At 72.7% G+C, this 17,439-nt stretch carries 6 protein-coding genes; all 6 read left to right on the top strand.

Translation table 11 applies throughout. From position 1 onward, the window contains the following. From AB0M28_RS13000 to AB0M28_RS12975, 6 genes are read left to right on the top strand one after another with little or no spacing between them, the layout of a single operon-like run. Nucleotides 1-3,876: an amino acid adenylation domain-containing protein gene (locus tag AB0M28_RS13000; RefSeq protein ID WP_365402387.1), complete on the top strand. Its 3,876-nt coding sequence runs from the start codon at nucleotides 1-3 to the stop codon at nucleotides 3,874-3,876. Further along, on the top strand, nucleotides 3,876-7,172 hold the full coding sequence (locus tag AB0M28_RS12995; RefSeq protein ID WP_365402384.1) for an amino acid adenylation domain-containing protein: 3,297 nt from the start codon (nucleotides 3,876-3,878) through the stop codon (nucleotides 7,170-7,172). Before AB0M28_RS13000 ends, AB0M28_RS12995 begins: the two co-directional genes overlap by 1 nt. Then, complete coding sequence (locus AB0M28_RS12990; RefSeq protein ID WP_365402381.1) at nucleotides 7,169-8,200, top strand: TauD/TfdA family dioxygenase; 1,032 nt, start codon at nucleotides 7,169-7,171, stop codon at nucleotides 8,198-8,200. Before AB0M28_RS12995 ends, AB0M28_RS12990 begins: the two co-directional genes overlap by 4 nt. Further along, entirely contained in the window at nucleotides 8,193-11,201 is a 3,009-nt protein-coding gene (locus AB0M28_RS12985) for an amino acid adenylation domain-containing protein (protein WP_365402379.1), read from the top strand. Before AB0M28_RS12990 ends, AB0M28_RS12985 begins: the two co-directional genes overlap by 8 nt. Further along, on the top strand, nucleotides 11,198-15,757 hold the full coding sequence (locus AB0M28_RS12980; RefSeq protein WP_365402376.1) for an amino acid adenylation domain-containing protein: 4,560 nt from the start codon (nucleotides 11,198-11,200) through the stop codon (nucleotides 15,755-15,757). Before AB0M28_RS12985 ends, AB0M28_RS12980 begins: the two co-directional genes overlap by 4 nt. Next, entirely contained in the window at nucleotides 15,754-17,439 is a 1,686-nt protein-coding gene (locus AB0M28_RS12975) for a condensation domain-containing protein (protein ID WP_365402373.1), read from the top strand. Before AB0M28_RS12980 ends, AB0M28_RS12975 begins: the two co-directional genes overlap by 4 nt.

Raw genomic sequence — 17,439 nt, 5'->3', positions numbered from 1 at the left:
GTGGCTGCTCGGACCGGTGACGGCGGTATGCCGCTGTCCTTCCCGCAGCGCCGCCTGTGGTTCCTCGACCAGATGACGCCCGGCGACCCCGCCTACAACTGCGCCTTCGCCTACCGCCTCTCCGGTCCGGTGGACCCCCGCGTGCTGAGCGCGGCGCTGCAGCGGGTGATCCGCCGGCACGAGGCGCTGCGCACGGTCTTCCGGACGGTCGCCGGGCAGCCTGTGCAGGTCGTCCTGCCGGAGGTGCCGGTGCGGGTGTCCGTCGACGAGGTCGCCGGCGAGTCCACGGACCAGGCCCTGGCCGCCGCCCGGGCGATCGCCGAGCAGGAGGCGCTGCGGGGGTTCGATCTGGCGACGGGCCCGCTGCTGCGCGTACGGCTGCTGCGCCTCGGCCCGAGCGACTGGGTCCTGCTGGTGACCGTCCACCACATCGTGGTGGACGGCTGGTCCATGCAGATCCTCTTCACCGAGCTGGAGCGCTGCTACGACGCCGAACTCACCCACAGCGACCCGGAGCTCGACGACCTGAGTCTCCAGTACAGCGACTTCGCGGCCTGGCAGCACGCCCGGGTGGACGACGGAACCCTCGAGGCGCAGTTGGACTACTGGAAGGACCGCCTGTCGGGGCTGGCGCAGCTGGACCTGCCCGCCGACCGCCCCCGCCCGTCGATCGACGGGCCGGACGGCGACGAATGCGTCGTGGAGGTGCCCGAGCAACTGGGCCGCCGACTGCGGGGCTTCTGCCAGGACGCGGGGGCGACCCCGTTCATGGGGTTGATGGCCGGGCTGAAAGTGCTTCTGGCCCGCTACAGCGGCAGCACCGACATCGCCATCGGCGCTCCCTCGCACGGCCGGCTGCGGCCGGAGCTGGAGCAGCTCATCGGCTTCTTCATCAATACCCTGGTGATCCGCACCAGTCTGGAGCAGACCCCGTCGTTCCGGGAGCTGCTGCTGCGGGTGCGGGAGAACTGCTTGGGTGCCTACCAGAACCAGGAACTCCCCTTCGACCGGCTGGTGGACGAGATCCGGCCCGCCGGCATGCGCGGTACCGAGCCGTTGATCCGGGTGCTGATGCAGACCACCACGCGCACCGACGTGCTGCCCCGGCTCGCCGGAGTGACGGCGCAGCGATGGGACATCACCGGGCAGACCGCCAAGTTCGATCTGCTGCTGGACTTCCGGGAGCACGGCGACGGCTACCGAGGCTTCGTGCAGTACCGCACCGACCTGTTCGACCGATCCCGGATCGAGGCGATGCTGCGGCACTATGTGCAGCTGCTGGACGGTCTGCTGGCGAAGCCGGATGCGGACGTCTTCTCGGTGCCGATGCTCAGCCGCGAGGAGCACACCCGGGCGGTCGGTGACTGGAACCGCACCGCGGCGGAGTTCCCCGCCCACGAGACTCTGCACGGCCTGTTCGAGCGGCAGGCCGACCGGTCCCCGAACCACGCCGCCCTGGTCGCGGGCGACCGCACGGTGACCTACGCGGAGCTGGAGCGGGAGGCCAACCAGGTCGCTGACCAGCTGCGTTCGACGGGCGTCCGGCGCGGCGACCGGGTGGGCCTGCTGCTCGAGCGGTCGCCCGAACTCGCGGCCGGCATGCTCGGCATCCTCAAGGCGGACGCCGCGTACGTACCGCTCGACCCGGGCTATCCGGCCGAGCGCCTCGCGCTGATGGTGCAGGACGGGCAGTTGTCCGCCGTGGTGACCCGGCGCTCCCTGGCCGCGCTGCTGCCCCCGGTGCGGCCGGCACTGGTCCACGTGGAGGACAGCCCGACGGCCTCGGCCGAGCGGGTAGGGGGAACCGCCGGCCCGAACGACCTCGCGTACCTGATCTTCACGTCGGGATCCACCGGCCGGCCCAAGGGCACCCTCCTCGACCACCGGGGTCGGGTCGGGAACGTCTGGGACCTGAACCGCCGTTACGGCGTCGGTCCCGGCGACCGCCTCTTCGCCATCTCGTCGCCGAGCTTCGACATGTGCGTGTACGACACGTTCGGCACACTGGCGGCCGGCGGCACGGTCGTGCTGCCAGGGCCGGACGAGGTGCGCGACCCCGCCCGCTGGCTCCAGGCCCTGCGGGACCAGCGGGTGACGGTCTGGCAGTCGGTACCGGCCCTGCTCGGACTGGTGGCCGACGAGGCCGAACGCGCCGGTCTCCAGCTCCCGGACCTGCGGGTCGTGCTGCTGGGCGGCGACTGGATCCCGGTCTCGCTGCCCGACCGCATCCGGCGCATCGCCCCCGACGCCACCGTGGTGAGTCTGGGCGGGGCGACGGAGCTGTCCATCCACTCCACCGTCTACACGATCGGTGCCGTCGACGCGGAGTGGCTGAGCGTCCCGTACGGCACCCCCATGGACAACCAGCTCGCCTACGTCCTTGAGCGCGGGGGCCTGCCGGCCCCCGTCGGCGTGCCGGGTGAACTCTTCCTCGGCGGCGTGGGCATGGGCTGGGGATACCACTCCAGGCCCGCGCTCACCGCCGAACGGTACGTCCCCAACCCGTTCTCCGGGGTCCCCGGCGACCGGATGTACCGCACGGGCGACCTCGCCCGCTACGGAGCCGACGGCATGCTCGAGCTGCTGGGCCGCGCCGACCTGCAGGTCAAGGTGCACGGTGTGCGGATCGAGCTGGGCGAGATCGAAGCCGCCCTGCGGTCGCTGCCGGGCGTCGGCGAGGCGGTCGTCGCCGCGCGCGGCACCGGTGACGAGCGGCGGCTGGTGGGCTACGTCGTACCGGAACCCGGACAGGAACCCACCTCGTCCCGGCTGCGCGAACTACTGGCCGAGTACCTGCCGGCCACGATGGTTCCCGCCTCGGTCCGGGTGCTGCCCACCCTGCCGATCACCCCCAACGGGAAGGTGGACCGCCGCTCCCTGCCCGACCCGGACGAACCCTCCGCGGGGCCGGCCGCGCCCGGTGCCTGCAGCCCGCAGGAGCAGAAGGTCGCAGAGATCTGGTGCCGCCTGCTGGGCCGCACCGGCATCGGACCGGACGACAACTTCTTCGACCTGGGCGGCGACTCCTTCCGGGCGGTCCGGGCCGTCCGCGAGTGCGACGCGACGACGCCGATCAGCACCCTGTTCACGCACCCGACGGTCCGCTCCTTCACCGCCCGGGTGTCCCGGCCCTCCGGACCCCGACCGCTGCTGGTCCCCCTCCGCGACGTACCCGAGCCGCGCCTGACCGTGCTGGGCGTGCCCTACGGCGGCGGCAACGCAGTCTGCTACAGCGCGCTTGCGGCCGCCCTGCCCCAGGACATCCGGTTCCTGGCGCTGTCGCTGCCCGGCCACGACTTCACCGGTGAGCCGCTGGCGGACCTGTCCGTCGTCGTGGACCAGGCCTGCGCCGAGCTCGGCACGCCGTCTGAGCCGGTCGTGCTGTACGGGCAGTGCGTCGGCTCGGCGATCACCGTGGCGCTCGCCCGGCGGCTGGCCGAGGCCGGGCGCCCGCCGCGTGCCGTGTTCATCGGCGGTTCGCTGGTCAACCCCGAGCCGCTGGGCTCGCTGGAACGCGACGCCGCCATGAGCGACGGCGAGCTCGCCTCCTTCCTCGGCGAACTCGGCGGTCTGGAGGGCGACATCCTCCCCGCGGACCGCACCGACCTCGTTCGCGTGGTCCGGCACGACCTGGAGCAGTCGGCCCGATGGTTCGGCGGCTGCGCCGACACAGTGACCGGCGTCCCGGCGTACTGCGTCATCGGCGACCAGGACCCGGCCACTGCGGGCTACCGCGACCGCTACGCGGACTGGGCGCGGTTCTTCGGATCCGTCGAGCTCATCGAACTCGCGGGCGCCGGCCACTACTTCATCAAGACCGACGCCGCGGACCTCGCCGCGGCCCTCGTCAGGCAGCTCACCGGAGAGGAGTTCTGATGTACCTGTCGGCACAGGTCGCGCACCGGGCACGTACAGCCGGCGACGGTATCGCGGTCTCCGCGCCCGGCGTCCGCGTCACCTATCGGCAGCTGGACGCCGCCGCGGACTCCCTGGCCGCTCGGCTCACCGCAGCCGGCGTCGAGCCGGGCAGCGTGGTCGCCGTGTCCCTGCCGCGCTCGGTGGAGACCGTGACGGCCGTGCTGGGGGTCATGCGTGCGGGCGGCGTCTACCTCCCGCTGGACCCCGGACACCCGGCCGAGCGGCTGCGCATGCTGGCCGCCTCCGCCGCGTTCCTGGTGCACGACGGCGCTCCAGTGCCGCAGGGCCTGACGGACCTGATCGCCGTGCCCGTCGGCGGGCCACCGCAGAGCCACCCCGCGGCACCTGCGACGGACCTCGCCGACGGGCCGCCGCAGCGCCGACTTGCGGCTCCCGGCCCGGATCCCGCCGATCTCGCCTACCTCATGCACACGTCCGGCTCGACCGGGCAGCCGAAGGGCGTGATGATCAGCCACGGGTCGATCGGCGGCTACGCCCGTGACATGAGCCGGGCCTACGAGATCACCTCCCGGGACCGGTGGCTGCAGTTCGCCTCCCTCGGCTTCGACGCCAGCATGGAGGACATCATGCTGGCGATCGGCTCGGGCGCCGAACTCGTGCTGCGGACGCAGGACATGCTGGAGCCGGGGCAGCTGCTGGCGGAATGCGCTCGGCTGGGCGTGACGGTCCTGAACCTGCCGACCGAGTACTGGCTCCAGCTGCTGGAGGCCGTGCTTGCCGGGGCGGTCGTGCCCGAGTCCCTTCGGCTGGTGCTCATCGGAGGCGACCGGGCTCCGGCCGAGTCGGTCCGGCAGTGGTGTCGGCACCCGGAACTCGGCCGCGTCCGGCTGGTGAACGGCTACGGCCCCACCGAGGCCACCATCGCCGCCACCTGCTGGACCGCGACCGCGGAGCCGCTCGAACAGCCGGGGCTGCGCACGGCGCCGATCGGCCGGCCGGTGCCGGGCGCCCAGGTCCTGCTGCTGGACGCGGACCTGCGCCCCGCCCGGTCCGGTGAGCTGTTCCTCGGCGGCCGGGGCCTCGCACGCGGCTATCTGAATGCGCCGGGGCGCACCGCCGAGCGGTTCGTGCCGCATCCCGCCGGCCGCGGGGAGCGCCTGTACCGAACGGGCGACCTCGCCCGGCTGCTGCCCTCCGGCGAGCTGGAGTTCCTCGGCCGGATCGACGACCAGGTGAAGATCCGCGGGATGCGCGTCGAACCCGCGGAGGTCGACGCGGTCCTCAGCACCGTGCCCGGCGTCACCGCCGCGGTGACCGTGGCACGGGACGACGGCCGGGGTGGAAAACAGCTCGTGTCGTACGTGACGCCGGCGGTCGGTGACGCCCTGCCCGGACCGCTCGCGCACCTGAGGGAGCGGCTGCCCGCGCACCTGGTGCCGATCGCCGTGGTGCGGCTTGAGGCCTTCCCGGTGACGGTGAACGGAAAGGTCGACCGCGCCGGCCTCGCCGCACGGGAGGTGTCCGCCGCCCCCCTGTCCGACACCGGCACCCGACCCCGCACCGCCACCGAGGCGGCGGTCGCAGAGGCGTTCGAGCAGGTGCTGGACCTGCAACGGGTCGGAGTCGAGGACGACTTCTTCGCACTGGGGGGACATTCGCTGCTGGTGGCCCAGATCGTCGCCCGGCTGCGCGAACGGCTCGCGGTGCCGGTCCAGCTCGGCCACATCTTCGAGACACCGCAGATCGCAGCCCTCGCCGAGCGGATCGACGCCGGCGACCTGGGTGGCGGCACGGTCCTGCCCGCCGTCGCCCCGCGGGAGGCCGACGCGGACAGGACGATACCGCTGTCCTTCTCGCAGGAGATGGTGTGGTTCCTCGGTCAGCTGGCCCCCGACGCCACCGCCTACAACACCCAGTTCGCCCTCCGGCTGCGCGGCCGGCTCGACCGGGCCGCGTTGGAGCGGACGCTCACCGAGATCGTGCGCCGGCACGAGGTGCTGCGGACCTCGTTCCCGTCCGACCGGGGAACGCCCCGGCAGGTCGTCGGGGAGCCCTGGACGGTGCGCCTCGACCTCGACGACCTGACGGACCTGTCGCCCGACGCGCAGGAACAGCGGCTGCTGGACACCCTGCGCACCCTCAACCAGCCGTTCGACGTGGCGACGGAACGGCTGCTGCGCTGGCGGCTGCTGCGGCTGGGCGAGGTGGAGCACCTGCTGGTCCAGATCGAGCACCACTTCGTCCACGACGGCTGGTCGGTCGGCCGGCTGCTCACCGAGCTGAAGGAGATCTACCCCGCCTACGCGGCCGACCGCGAGCATTCGCTACCGGAACTGCAGGTACAGTACGCGGACTTCACGCTCTGGCAGCGCGGACTGGTGAGCTCGGGCGCCCTGCAGGACCAGCGGGACTACTGGCGACACACCCTGAGCGGTGGAAACCTGCCCTCGCTCGCCTTGTTCGGCACGCGGCCCCGTCCGGTCCAGCCGCGGTTCCGCGGGGCCATGGAGCCCCTGGTCGTGCCGCGGGAGCTGTGCGACCGGCTGGCAGTCGCCGGCGGCAGCGGAGCCACGCTCTTCATGACCATGTACGCGGCGTTCGCGGTGCTGTGCTCGGCATTCACCGGCACGGAGGACGTGGTGATCGGCTCGAGCTCCGCCAACCGGTCCCAGCGCCCCATCGAGGACCTGCTGGGCATGATCGTAAATCCGCTGGTGCTGCGCACCGACCTGAGCGGCGACCCCGACTTCACCACCGTCCTGCACCGCGCCCGGCGCACCGTCATCGGCGCCTTCAGCAACGCTGACCTGCCCTTCGAGATGATCGTCCGTGATCTGCGGCCGCGCCACGACCCGGGCAAGAACCCCTTCTTCCAGGTCTCCTTCGCCTTCCACGACACACCCCTGCCGGACCTCGACATGGGTGAGGTCACCGGGCGCATCGAGTACCACATCGGCGAGTCGGCCAAGTTCGACCTGAACATCACCGGCATCCGCCGGCCGCCGGACCCCTTCGACCACAAGGACGGCGGCTACGTCCTCGAGTGGGAGTACAACGCGGACCTCTACCGGCGCAGCGAGATCAAGCGGCTGGTGCACGCGTACGCGGGGCTGCTGGAACACATCGTGCGGCATCCCGGGTCCCGGCTGAGCGACCTCGTGGGCTTCGTACGCGACTCGGACCGCCAGTCGGTCCACGGAAACCGCCGGGATCTGGGCATCGCCGCCCGGCGCAGCATCGGATCCGTCCGACGACCGGTCGCGCCGGCCGTTCTGGAAAAGGAGAACCAGTGAGAAGCGCTATCGGAACGCGCCGCCGCGTCGCGGCACCGGGCTCGGACATCGTCACGGTGGAACCCCCTCGCGGCCTCGAGCTGCCGCTCACGGTGCGGCCCGCGGTGCCCGGGGTCGATCTCGCCGCCTACGCCGCCGATGCGCGCACCCCCATCGACGGGTGGCTCGACGAGCACGGTGCCGTCCTGTTCCGCGGCTTCGACGTGTGCGGCGCCGCCGCGCTGCAGTCAGTCGTCTCCGCCGCGGTCGGCGACCCGCTGGAGTACCGGGAGCGCTCTACGCCCCGCAGCACGGTCGAGGGCAACATCTACACCTCCACGGAGTACCCGGCGGCCGAGGAGATCCCGCTGCACTGCGAGAACTCCTACGCCCACAGCTGGCCGCTGCGGCTGATCCTGCACTGCGCGACGCCGGCGCAGACCGGCGGCGCCACCCCGCTCGCGGACTGCCGGCGGGTGCTGGAGCGGATATCGCCGCCGACGCTGCGGCGTTTCACCGAGCACGGCGTGCGCTATGTCCGCAACCTCGGCGGCGGCATCGGCCTGGACTGGCGGGAGGTCTTCCAGACGGACGACCGCAACCAGGTCGAGGCCCAGTGCCGGCTGGGCGGGTACGACCACCGCTGGGCCGGTGACCGGCTGCGGCTCAGCCGGGTCGCTCCCGCCGTCGTACGGCACCCGCGGACCGGCGTGCGGACCTGGTTCAACCACGCAGTCCTCTTCCACCCCAGCTCCCTCCCCGCGGGCGTCCGCGACGAGCTGACGGCCGAGTACGGCGAGGACGGCCTGCCCAACTGCACCTACTTCGGCGACGGCAGTCCGATTCCGGACGAGGTCGTGGACGAACTCAGGGCCGCCTACGCGGCGGAGTCGATCGTCTTCCCCTGGCAGCGGGGCGATGTGGTCGTCGTCGACAACATGCTCATGGCCCACGGCCGCCAGTCGTTCACCGGCCCCAGGCAGGTCCTGGTCGCCATGGGACAGCCCTGCACCGCGGACTCGGTTATCGGAGGTAACGGCAATGCCTGACCTGAACGAGACGGAGGCCTATCCGCTCTCCCCGGTGCAGGAACGGACGCTGGCGCTGGCCGGCCCCGTACCGCAGCTGTGCCAGCTGACCGTCCGGCTGCCCGAGGGCGTCGGCGCGGCGGCTGTCGAGGAGCGCCTGGCCGGCCTGGTCGAGCGATACGAGATCCTGCGCACCTCGATCGCCGTTGTCCGCGGCATGCGCGGCAAGTACCAGGTGATCGCGCCCCACGCCAGCTGCGAGGTCCGCGAGTCCCCGGGGAACCGGGAGACCGCCGCCGTAACGGAGCGCGAGCGCTGCGCGCTCAGCCTGCGGCTCGAGGTGGCAGTGGCCGACGGCCACCTGCTGGTGACGGCGCCGGCGCTGCTCGCCGACCTCGAGAGCCTGGTCGTGATGGCATCTGTGCTGCGCGGCGAGGCAGGTGCGATCGGCGACCTGCAGTACGCCGACTACTCCCAGTGGCGCCGTGACCTGCTGGAGACGGCGGCGGACGCGCCCGCGGACGACATCCTCGCCACCCTGCGTCCGGAGAGCCTGGACACCGGCCGCTTCGCCGTGCCCGGGACCGACGCGGCTCCCCGGCGGACCGAGGAGGTTCACATCGCCGAGGCGGTGCTGCCGGACCACGCGGATCCCGAGGCGGTCCTGCTCACCGCATGGACGGCGGTGCTGAGCCGGGTTGCCGGCAACAGCGTCACCATGGCGGTCGGCGTGGACGGGCGGGCCCACCCGGAGGTGCACGCCGCGATCGGCGCGTTCAGCCGGTACCTGCCGATGACCGACACCGTCGACACGGCGTCCTGCTTCACCCCTGCCACGGCCGCCGTCCGGAACGCGCTGAACGGACTGCGCGACAACCAGGACACCCTCCACTTCCCCACCCACCGCTGGCCGTTCGGCTTCTCCTACCGCGAACTCCCGGCCTGGGCTGACGACGCCCGGTGCGACGGGGAGCCGTTCGTACTGCGCCTGGAGTGCGACCGCCGGCCCTCCGGCGGGATCCGGGTGTCCGTGCGGTTCGATGCCGCCCGCGTTCATCCCGAGCTGGCGCGGTCCCTGGGCGAGCAGACGCTGCAGATGCTTCCCGCGGCCGAGGCGGAGCCGGGCATCCCCATCGGCCTGCTGCCCATCGTGCCGCCCGCGGACGGCCTCAGGACCGGGGAGTTCAACGACACGGTCGTGCCCGTGCCCGACCGAACCGTCCTCGACCTGGTGGCGGAGCAGGCGGCGCTGCGCCCCGACGCCACGGCCGTGATCGGCGCCGACGTGCAGCTCTCGTACGCCGAACTGCTGGCGGCGGCAGACGCGCTGGCCGGCCGTCTGGCCGACGCCGGGGTCACCCCCGGCCGGATCGTCGGCGTGTGCGTGCCGCGTTCGCCGGCCCTGCTGGTGGCGATCCTGGGCGTGCTCCGGGCCGGCGCGGCCTACCTGCCCCTCGACGCGCGCTACCCCGCGAGCCGCCTGCAGGACATGGTCGACGACGCGGGCACCACCCTGGTCGTCACCGCGGACGGCGCACCCGTGGACGGCCTGGAAGGCCCCGCGTTCCTGGCTGTCGACGGGCCGGGCGCCGCCTGCGGCGCGCCTGCCCCGGTCAGCGGCGACGACCTGGCCTACGTGCTGTTCACCTCGGGCTCGACAGGCCGCCCCAAGGGCGTGATGGTGACGCATGCGGGTCTGACCAACTACTGCACCTTCGCTGCGCGTCGTTACGGGGCCGGCGACGGCACGGGCGCGCCCATGGACTCGCCGATCAGCTTCGACCTCACCGTCACCAGCCTGTTCCCGCCGCTGATCGCCGGCCGTCCGGTGACGCTGCTGCCCGACCAGGTCGGCCTGGAGCGGATCGAGCCGCTGGCGGATTCCCTGCGGGGCGGCTCCGCGTTCAGCCTCGTCAAGCTCACCCCGTCGTCGCTCGCCAGCATCACCCAGATCGCACCGGCCGGTGAACTCGCCGCCGGTACCCGCACGTTCGTGATCGGTGGCGAACAGCTCACCTTCGACCGAGTCCAGGAGTGGCGCCGCGACGCCCCCGGCGTCCACCTGATCAACGAGTACGGACCCACCGAGACCGTGGTGGGCTGCTGCATCTACGAGGTCAATCCGGACGACCCCGGCCAGGGCCCGGTGCCGATCGGCCGGCCCATCGCCAACACCCGGCTGTACGTGCTCGACGCCCGGCTGAACCCGCTGCCGCTCGGTCACATCGGCGAGCTGTACGTCGCGGGCACGGGCGTCGCCCGCGGCTACGTCTCCGCTCCCGGCCGCACCGCCGAGCGGTTCCTGCCCGACCCCGGGACGGCCGGCGAGCGGATGTACCGCACCGGCGACCTCGCCCGCATGCTGCCCACCGGTGAACTGGAGTTCCTCGGCCGGGCCGACCACCAGGTCAAGGTCCGGGGTTTCCGGATCGAGCCGGGCGAGATCGACGCCGTCCTGACGACGCACGCGGCGGTCATCGACTCAGCCACCATCGCCCGCGAGGACATCCCCGGCGACGAGCGGCTCGTCAGCTATGTGACGCTCAGCGGGCCCCTGCCCGTCGACACCCTCCTGGAGCATGCCCGGGGCCTCCTCCCCGCCCACATGGTGCCCTCGGTGATCGTCCCCGTCGACGCCATCCCGGTGACGGTGAACGGCAAGGTGGACCACGCCGCGCTGCCCGCGCCGGGAACCGCCCGGCAGGACCTGTCCACCGCGTACGTGGAGCCGCGCACCGACGCCGAGCGCTATGTGACCGAGCTGTTCGCCGACGTGCTCAAGCTCGACCGCGTCGGCGCGGGCGACGACTTCTTCACCCTGGGCGGCCATTCCCTGCTGGTGACCCAGGTGACGGCCCGGATCCGCGAGGCGCTGGGCATCCGGGTGCCCCTGCGCCAGCTCTTCGCGACCCCGACCGTGGAGGCCTTCGCCCCGTGCGTCGCCGACGCGCTCGCCGCCCGGCTCCGGGAACTGGACGAGGCCGACCTGCGCCCGGATCTCGCCGAAGAGGTCACCGGATGAGCACCGCGACCATCACCGAGCGGCTGCTCGCACGGAGCCCCGCGCTCTCCTCCGCGCCCGGCATCGCGCCGTCCGCGACGGCGGAGGCCCCGCTGTCGTTCGAGCAGGAGCGGCTGTGGCTGGCAGGCGCCGAGGGCGCCGCCTACAACAGCGCGATGCGCGTGGACTTCGACCGCGCCGTCGACGCCGCCCGGCTGCAGCGCGCCCTCGAGACCGCGGTCGCGCAGCACGCGGTGCTGCGGACCTCCTTCCACGAGATCGGCGGGGACCTCGTCCAGCGCCGGAACGACGCCGCCCGGCCGCAGATGGAGTTGTGCTCCCTGTCCGAGGGGGGCCTGGAGGAGGCGATCGCCGCCGAGGCGCGGCGCCCCTTCACGCTCTCCCAGGCTCCGCTGCTGCGCGCCACGCTCTACCAGGTCGGCACCGCACGCCAGGTGCTGCTCGTGGTCATCCACCATCTGGTCAGCGACGGCTGGTTCCGGATCCTCTTCGACTCCCTGGAGCGCGCCTACGCCGGAGTACCGGCCGTCCCGGGCGTCGAGGCGGCGACGTACGCGGACTACGCGCGCCGGCAGCGTGCGGGCTACGACGACGGACAGTGGTCCGACGCGGTGGCGTACTGGCGCGACCAACTGGCCGACGCCGAACCGGTCCAGCTGTACCAGGCGCACAACGGCGCGGAATCCGAGGCCGGCGGTGTGATCCCGCTGCGCATCGACGCCGGTCTCGCCCGGGAGCTCCGCAGGGGCGCGGCGTCCGCCGGGGCCAGTCCGTTCATGCTGCTCCTCGCCGGCCTGGCGGCCATGGCCGGGCGGTACACGCGGAGCAGCGATGTCACCGTCGGAGTGCCGGTGGACGGGCGGATCGGTGAGGAGTTCGCCGACACCATGGGCTTCTTCGTCAACATCCTCCCGATCCGCACCGATCTCACCGCTGCACGCACCTTCGCCGAGCTGGCCGGGGCCGTCCGCGACACCTTCCTCGACGGCTACGAGCACCGGACCGCGCCGGTGGGCAAGGTGCTGGAGGAGCTCCGCGCCGACGGCGTCACCTGGATGCCCACCGTGGTGTTCAACTACGACTCCGCGCCCGGCCGCGACCTGCGACTGGGTGCCGCGCGGGGGACGCCGCGCGGCGTGGACACCGGGCGGGCGAAGTTCGACCTCAACGTCTACCTCTCGGACGAGGGCGAAGAGCTGCGCGGCGCCCTGATGTACCGGACCGGCGTGTTCAGCCGGGCCGCGGCGGAGAGCTTCGCCGACCAGTGGCTCACACTGCTCCGGCAGGCCCTCGCGGCACCGGGGGACCTGCTGGCCGACCTCGGGCAGAGCGCCGGCGCCCGGCCGCGCCCGGAGTCCCGCGAGGCGGCGGGTGGCACTCGCTGCTTGCATGAGTGGTTCGAGGCGGCGGTGGACCGCGACCCCGACGCCGTGGCCCTGAGCTTCGAGGGGCGCTCAGTCAGCTATGCGGCCCTCGAGCGCTGGGCCAACGCCCTGGCGCACCGGCTGCGCACGGAGGGGGTCGGCCCCGGTGACGTGGTCGGCCTGTGCGCCGGCCGGTCCCCCGCGCTGCTGGCGGGCCTGCTCGGCATCCTCAAGGCGGGGGCGGCGTACCTTCCGCTCGACCCCGGCTACCCCGAGGCGCGTCTGGCCATGCTGCTGGAGGACTCGGGTGCGCGGGTGGTCCTGGGCGACGACCAGGCGGAGCGCCGGCTGCCCGGCACGGTGTCCGCGATCGGCATCGGGGCGCACCGCGAAGGCGTGCAGACCCGGGTGGGCACGCTCGCGGACCCCCGGGACGCCGCCTACGTGATCTACACGTCCGGATCGACGGGCCGCCCGAAGGGGGTGCTGGTCAGCCACGCCAACGTCAGCCGGCTGCTGAGCGCCACGGAGTCCTGGTACGGCTTCGGCCCGCAGGACACCTGGACGCTGTTCCACTCCCCGTCGTTCGACTTCTCGGTATGGGAGATCTGGGGCGCCCTGGCCTACGGCGGCCGTCTGGTGATCGTCCCCGAGGCCGTGACCCGCTCTCCCGAGAACTTCGCCGATCTGCTGGATGCCGAAGGCGTCACCGTCCTCAACCAGACGCCGTCCGCTTTCGCCCAGCTGACCGCCGCGGTCGCGGCCCGCGGTGGTCTGCAACACCCGCCGCGGCTCGTGGTCTTCGGGGGTGAGGCACTCGACTTTGATGTGCTCCGCACCTGGTACGCGCACGTCCCGGAGCAGCGCACTCGCCTCGTCAACATGTACGGCATCACGGAGACCACCGTGCATGTGACCTACCGGCCGCTCGGCCCGGCCGACGCCGACAGCCGTGCGGGCTCCCTGATCGGCACTCCCATCCCCGATCTGAGCGTGCACCTGCTCGACAAGTCCGGTCGTCCAGTCCCGGAGGGCGTGCCGGGTGAGATCCACGTCTGCGGGGCGGGACTGGCCATGGGGTACCTGGGCGACCCCGCCAAGACGGCCCAGCGCTTCGTCCCGTCGCCGTTCGGCCCCGGCTCCGGGGCGAGGATGTATCGGACGGGCGACCTGGCCCTGCGCACCCCTGACGGGGACCTGCGCTACCTCGGCCGGATCGACCAGCAGGTCAAGCTGCGCGGGTTCCGGCTCGAACTCGGCGAGATCACGGCCGCGATCCGCTCCCACCCCGCCGCCGCGGACGCCGTCGTGGATCTGCGCCGGCGCAACGGCATCCCGATGCTCGTCGGCTACGTGGTCCCCACTCCCGGTGCGCCGCCCCCCACCGTCGAGCAACTGCGGGGACACCTGGAGGGGTTGCTGCCGGCGCACGCGGTGCCGACCGGTTTCGTGCTGCTGGAGACGCTGCCGCTGACCCGTAACGGCAAGCTGGACCGGGAGGCGCTGCCCGAGTGGCACCCCGGCGACTCCCAGGAGGGGGCGCAGCCGCGCACGCCCACCGAGCAGACCCTCGCCCGGATCATCGCCGAGTTGCTGGGCGTGGAACAGGTGGGCGTGCGGGACAACTTCTTCCATCTGGGCGGCGATTCGATCGTCGCCATGCAAGTCACAGCGCGGGCGCGGGCAGCGGGGCTCACGATGCGCCCGACCGACCTGCTCACCGAGCAGACTGTGGAGCGGCTCGCCGCGCGGCTGACGGCAGGCCCCCGCATCGAGAGCCGGACCGGCCATGTGGACGAGGCCGTCGCACCGATGCAGGCCTGGTTCGCCAACCAGGCGATGCCGGATCCGGCCCACTGGCATCAGAGCCTGTGGCTGACCGTCGCGTCCGGGCCGACCCAGCCCGACCTGGAGCGGGCGCTGACCGCGGTGGCGACGGGCCACCCGGCGTTGAGCCGCCCGCCGGCCGCGGACGCAAGCGCGGAACCCGCCCCGCTGGACGGGCCGCTGTGCGAACTGCTCGACCTGCGGACGGTGCCGGCAGGCCATCACGCGGCGGCCCTGCGGCGCGCCGTGGCAGACACTCACGCACGGATCGACCACGCGCGGGGCAGGATGCTCGCCGCCCTGTACGTGATGGGGCTCACAGCCGGTCCGACACTGCTCGTGGCGGCCCACCACCTGGCCGTCGATGCCGTGTCGTGGCCGATCCTCATCGAGGACCTCACCGCTTCCTGCCGGGGGGCCGAGCCGCTCCCGCCCAGCACGCCGATGCCGCAGTGGGCCGGGCGGCTGGCAGCCTACACCCGCACGGCCGAGGCCCAGCGTGAGGCGGAGTACTGGATGGCGCAAGCCAAGCCGCCCGCCGAGGCGCTGCCTGCCGACGCTCCGCAGGCGCCCGCTGTCGAGGCCACCGCCACCACCGTCTGGCGGGAGCTGGACGAGTCCTCGACAGCCGAACTCCGGGCGACCGCCGCCCGGTCCGGCGGCATGGAAGGCCTGCTGCTCACCGGGGCCGCCCTGGCGCTGCGGCAGTGGTCGGGTGCGCAGACCGTACGGATCGATGTCGAACGGCACGGGCGCGACCACTGGTTCGACGACGTCGACATCACCCGCACGATCGGCTGGTTCACGGCCGTGTTCCCGCTGACGATCGAGCTGGGTGAACGGTCCGCGGCGCAGGCCCTGGAGGCGGTGGCCGGCACGCTCGCCACGGTACCGCGCCGCGGGGTGGGCTTCGGCGCCCTGCGCTACCTCGCCGAGGACGACCTCCAGCGCAAGATGGCCGCGCTGCCCGAGCCGGAGGCCGCCTTCAACTACCTGGGCGAACGGCGCGAGCCCGGCGGCGACCGGCTGTTCACCTCCGCCGACCGGCCGTCCCTGCTGGGTCGTGCTTCCTTCGACCGGTCCCCGCAGTCGCCGCGCAGCAGGCTGCTCGCCGCAGAGGCCGTCGTCGCGTCCGGACGGCTGCGCCTGGGGTGGACCCACGACGCCCGGATCGCTCCCGACACTGCCGCGGAACTCGCCGAGCTGTTCGTCTCCGCCGTACGGGATCTCACCCGCGAGGCCGCACTGGGAGCGGCGAGCCTCTCCACCGCCGACCTCTCCCGCGCCGGCATCACCGGCAACGCCTATGCCCGCATCCGGGCCGCTCTGCGCGAACCGGCCGACACGAAGGACTCCAACCGATGACCACCGCGCACGACATAAGCGCCGCCTACCCCCTCACGCCCACCCAAGAGCTGATGCTGCTGCACGACATCAGCCGGCCGGAGTCCGACGCCTGCTTCGTCCAGTACAGCCTGCGGGTGCACGGAGCCTTCGCCCCCGAGCGCTACTTCCAGGCCTGGCAGCAGGTCGCGCAGCGGCACACCGCCCTGCGCACCTGCTTCGCCTGGGAGGGACTGGAGCAGCCGCTCCAGGTCGTCATGACAGGTGCGGACGTTCCGTACACCCTGCTCGACTGGACGGACCAGGACGTCACCGACGACGACATCGCAGCCTGTGCCAAGGCGGACTGCACCGCGGGATTCCAGCTCACCCGCGCCCCGCTGCTGCGCTTGACGGTGATCAGGCTGGACGACCGCACCCACCACATCCTGCTCGGTCTCCACCACCTGATCGTGGACGGCTGGTCGGTCGAACTACTCCTGCGCCAGGTGGCGCAGGAGTACGGGGGCGCGTCGGCCGGCACCGAGGACACCGCCGACTTCGCCTCCTACGTCGACTGGCTGGCCGGACAGGACCAGCAGCGGGCGCAGGACTACTGGCGCGGTGCCCTGTCCGGCTCGGTGCCCGGTGCGGGCCGTCCTGGCGCCCTGCTGCGCCCGCCGCACCGGCAGGCGGGCAGCTTGGTGGAGCGCAGGTCGCAGCTGAGCGGCGACATCGCCGCGGCGCTGGCCGAGCGGGCACGACACCACCGGGTGACCCTCAACACGATGGTCAGGGCGGCCTGGGGCCTGCTGCTGGCCAGGTACGCGGGACGCGAGGAGGCCATATTCGCCGTGACAGTGGCCGGCCGTCCCCCCGAGCTGCCCGGAGTGGAGGGCGTGATCGGCCCGTTCCTGACGAACGTGCCGGTGCGGCTGCGGCCGCCGGCAGGCCGGCCGTTGGGTGCGTGGCTGGCGGACGTGCAGTGCCAGCAATTGGAGCTCGGCGAGTACCAGTGGTGCTCGCTCGCGCAGATCCGGCAATGGTCGGGTGCGCAGGGCGCGCCCGCCACCTGCGAGAGCCTGCTGGTCTTCCAGAACTATCCAGGCGAGCGTGAACTGCCCCGCCTCGCGGACGACTGCCGCATCGAGCGCCACCCCATCGGCGGGCCCAGCGTGCGCACTGGGTTCCCGCTCACCCTGACAGTCACTGCGGACTCCGGTCTCGAGCTGCGCACCTGCCATGACAGCGCCGTGATCTCCCAGCCGGGCATCGCGCGGCTGCACGAGGACTTCGCCGCTCTGCTCACCGCGCTGGCCGGGGAGGCGGAGACCCTCGACGACCTGCCGTTGCCCCCATGCTGGTCGGTTCCGGTCGAGCAGCGCGACCGGCGCCGCAGCATCACCACCACGTACACCGCTCCCCGTACTCCGCTGGAGATCCTCGTCGCCGAGCTGATGGCCGAGGTGTTGGAGGTCGACGAGCTGGGGCGCGACGACAACTTCTTCGACGCCGGCGGCACGTCCGTGGACGCCATGCATCTGTCCTGGCGGCTGCGTACCCGCTTCGAGATCGACCTGCCGGTGGCGAAGGTCTTCGAACACGCCACGGTGGCCACCCTGGCCGAGCTTGTCCTGACCGAGCGGATCCGGGCGGCGGGCAGTACCGCCGACGGCTCCGAGCTCAACGCGTCCGCCGCTTCCCCCTCGACGATCGGATCCTGA

The organism is Streptomyces sp. NPDC051940 (assembly GCF_040680895.1).
Classification (GTDB): Bacteria; Actinomycetota; Actinomycetes; order Streptomycetales; family Streptomycetaceae; genus Streptomyces.
This window is presented reverse-complemented; position numbering and strand designations above follow the sequence as displayed.

What these genes read in the sequence shown, in the direction of transcription:
- AB0M28_RS12995 (WP_365402384.1), top strand. Translation starts at nt 3,876, where the DNA reads ATGTACCTGTCGGCACAGGTCGCGCACCGGGCACGTACAGCCGGCGAC.
- AB0M28_RS12985 (WP_365402379.1), top strand. Translation starts at nt 8,193, where the DNA reads ATGCCTGACCTGAACGAGACGGAGGCCTATCCGCTCTCCCCGGTGCAG.
- AB0M28_RS12980 (WP_365402376.1), top strand. Translation starts at nt 11,198, where the DNA reads ATGAGCACCGCGACCATCACCGAGCGGCTGCTCGCACGGAGCCCCGCG.
- AB0M28_RS12975 (WP_365402373.1), top strand. Translation starts at nt 15,754, where the DNA reads ATGACCACCGCGCACGACATAAGCGCCGCCTACCCCCTCACGCCCACC.